Here is a 3,057-nt window from a genome sequence, read left to right as displayed (position 1 = left end):
ACCGCGGGTCGCGCGTCGACTCCAGGCCCGCCTCGAAGAAACCGAACCGCAGCATCGCGGACGCCGACAACAACGCCACGCCGGACAGGGCGGCGACGCCGCGATGTCCGCCGCCAAGCAATGCGCCCAAACCGCCCGCGGCGGCCAGTCGTTCGCTCCAGGCCAACAGCCGGCCGGGCCTGCCGCGGTGCAGCGGTTCCCTGGTCACCGGGTCCATCCGGTATTCCGTGAACCGCGCGGAGATCAGGTCACCGATCGCGCCGATGACGGCCAGCGTGCGGGCCGGGCCGGCCTCGGCGACCGGGGTGGTGATCATCGCCAATCCCGACGCGGCCAGGCTCGCCGAGCTGACGAACACGAACGGCAGGTCCCGGTAGGCGGCGTTCCACGTCGGGGTGGCGGTGTCGGTGAGCAGCACCGCGGTGTAGACGGCGAGCGGCGGCGAGAACACGGCGGCTTCCAATCCGGCCGGCCCCTCGACGGCGCGCAGAACGGGCCGCAACGGGCCCAACGGGATTCGCTCGCCGGTCATCCGGTCGACCTCGGAAACGGCGGCGACACCGATGCCGGCGCCGAACAAGCTGAGGATCCACGACCCGATGCTCATCGGCGAGGTCAGCTTGACCGTGCGCAGCATGTTGACGAAGCGCTCGGGACGGCCCAGGTCCTTCACCAGCGCGACCGCGCCCAGCATCACCGCGATCAGGGCGGACAGCCTTGTGTTGCGGCGCAACGTGTCCCGGCCGGTGAGCTGGGCGCCTGCCGCGAGCAGGCCCGAACCTCCCGCGACCCCGCCCAGGAACAGGTAGGCGGCGACTTCGTGCCCCCACGGCGCGGGCTTGACCACCGGACGCCCGTAGTACGAACTGAATTCGACCTCGGGGACCATCGGCATCTCGCGCGAGCCGTCGCCACCGCCCCGGCGGCCCACCCGCCTGCCCTTGCGGCGCTTGCCGCCCGCGGGTTCCGGGGGCCGCAGGCTGTCGAATTCCGAAGTGCTCATGGGTTTTTCACCGGTCCTTCCAGAAGGCGAGCGCTGCGGCGGCGAACATCCCCGCGGCGGCGACGCACGCCCTCTTGAACATCTGCGGCAGGTCGGCCGTGCACACGCGCGGGTCGGGCGGCAGGCCGTAGACCTCCGGCTCGTCGAGCAACAGGAAGATCGAGCCGGTGCCACCCACTCCGTCGTGCTCGTTGGCGCCGTAGAGGCGCGCCTCGGTCTGGCCCTGGGCGTGCAGCCGCGTGACCCGTTCTCGGGCCTCGATCACCAGATCGTCGTGGTCGCCGAACTTGATCGACGTGGTGGGGCAGGTCTGGGCGCAGGCGGGGATCTGGTCTTCGACCAGGCGGTCGTAACACAGCGTGCACTTCTGGGCGACCCCGGTGACGAGCTTCTCGGCGGGACGATCGGGCCTGGTCGCGGGCGTCGCATACGTGCCGTCGCTGCGACGCTCCACCACGCCGAACGGGCATCCGGCCACGCAGGTGCCGCACCCGTTGCAGACGTCGTCCTGCACGACGACGGTGCCGAATTCGGTGCGGAACAACGCGCCGGTCGGGCACACGTCCAGGCAGCCGGCGTGCGTGCAGTGCTTGCACACGTCCGACGACATCAGCCAGCGGAATTCCGGGGTATCCGGTGGGCTGGTGTCCGGAGGCCCGGGGACGGCGGGCATACCCAAATCTGTTAGGGCGCGGCCGGATTCGCGCGCCTCCTCGATCCGATCGCGGCCCTGCTCGATGAACGCCACGTGCCGCCAGGTGCTGGCGCCCAGCGCTCCGGTGTTGTCATAGGACGACCCCAGCAGCTCCAGGTCGCCGTCGCGCGGGTTACGGTTCCACTCCTTGCACGCGACCTCGCAGGCCTTGCAGCCGATGCAGATCGAGGTGTCGGTGAAGAATCCCTTGCGCGGTCTGGGTTCCGCCCAGCCGGCGTTACTCGTCGGGTCGGTCGGTCCGCTCAGCTGACCCATCGGCTCCTCCTTCCCAGACGCCGTCGCTGATCCGCACGTTGCCGGTCTCGGTGGTGGCCCCCGAACGCGACTGATAGTCGGCAACCAGGCGCAGCAAGTCCTCGCCGCGCGGCCGCCGCCCGGGCCGGATGTCACACGAACCGGCTTTGGACTCCTGAATCTGCACGTTCGGGTCGAGCGTCACTCCGAGCAGGTCGTTGGCCGCGTCCCCGCTCACCACGGCGTCGCCACCGACGCCCCAGTGATACGGGAGCCCGATCTGGTGCACTGTGTGGCCGTTGATTACCAGCGGGGCAACGCGTTTGGTGACCAGCACCCGAGCCTCGATCGCCGCCCGGGGCGAGATGATGGTGGCCCACCCGTACGGCTCCAAGCCACGTTCGGCCGCCAACTCCGGCGAGACCTCGCAGAACATCTCCGGTTGCAGCTCCGACAGATAGGGCAGCCACCGGCTCATCCCGCCCGCGGTGTGATGCTCGGTGAGCCGGTAGGTAGTGAACACGTAAGGATACACATCGGATCCGGGCTCCCCGTCGCTCGGTGCGCTCAGATTTTCCTTGCGCGGGAACGTGATTCGCGACGGGTTGCGCTGCTGGGGGTAGAGCGCGTTGGTAACGGGCGACTCCTGCGGTTCGTAGTGCGTGGGCAGCGGCCCGTCCACCATTCCCTTCGGCGCGAACAGCCACGCCTTGCCGTCGGCCTGCATGATGAACGGGTCATCCCCGGCGAGCGCGTCGGGCCCGCCGACGTCGGGATCGGGCCGGCTGCCCGGTGGCCGGTCCGCCACGAAGTCGGGCACGTCGTTGCCTACCCACCGCTGCTTTTCCTGGTCCCACCAGATGTAGCGCTTGCGCTCGCTCCACGGTTTACCGTCGGGGTCGGCCGAGGCCCGGTTGTAGAGGATGCGGCGGTCGGCCGGCCAGGCCCACCCCCACTCCGACTGGCTCGGGCTCGGACCACCCAGCGGCGCTCGGCGGGCGGCCTGGTTGACCCCCTCGGCGTACACGCCCGAATAGATCCAGCATCCGCACGACGTCGATCCGTCGGCACCCAGTTCGGTATACCCCGGCACGGGCTGGCCGGC

The 3,057-nt window shown here is 70.1% G+C and carries 3 protein-coding genes; all 3 read right to left on the bottom strand.

Translation table 11 applies throughout. The features are described 5' to 3' along the window. On the bottom strand, window positions 1–1,003 hold a 1,003-nt coding region (gene nrfD / locus A9X03_RS00390), incomplete at its 3' end, for an NrfD/PsrC family molybdoenzyme membrane anchor subunit (protein WP_067782443.1). A gap of 7 nt (window positions 1,004–1,010) precedes the next feature. Then, window positions 1,011–1,973: a 4Fe-4S dicluster domain-containing protein gene (locus tag A9X03_RS00385; protein WP_068259153.1), complete on the bottom strand. Its 963-nt coding sequence runs from the start codon at window positions 1,971–1,973 to the stop codon at window positions 1,011–1,013. Next, on the bottom strand, window positions 1,936–3,057 hold a 1,122-nt coding region (locus A9X03_RS00380), incomplete at its 5' end, for a molybdopterin dinucleotide binding domain-containing protein (RefSeq protein ID WP_304442449.1). The genes A9X03_RS00385 and A9X03_RS00380, both read right to left, overlap by 38 nt.

Origin of the sequence: Mycobacterium sp. E1715 (genome assembly GCF_001667625.1) — a bacterium.
In the GTDB taxonomy this organism is placed as follows: domain Bacteria; phylum Actinomycetota; class Actinomycetes; order Mycobacteriales; family Mycobacteriaceae; genus Mycobacterium.
This window is presented reverse-complemented; position numbering and strand designations above follow the sequence as displayed.

Bases quoted from the DNA above. Each gene is read 5' to 3' on its own strand.
- A9X03_RS00385 (WP_068259153.1), bottom strand. From the start codon at position 1,973: ATGGGTCAGCTGAGCGGACCGACCGACCCGACGAGTAACGCCGGCTGG.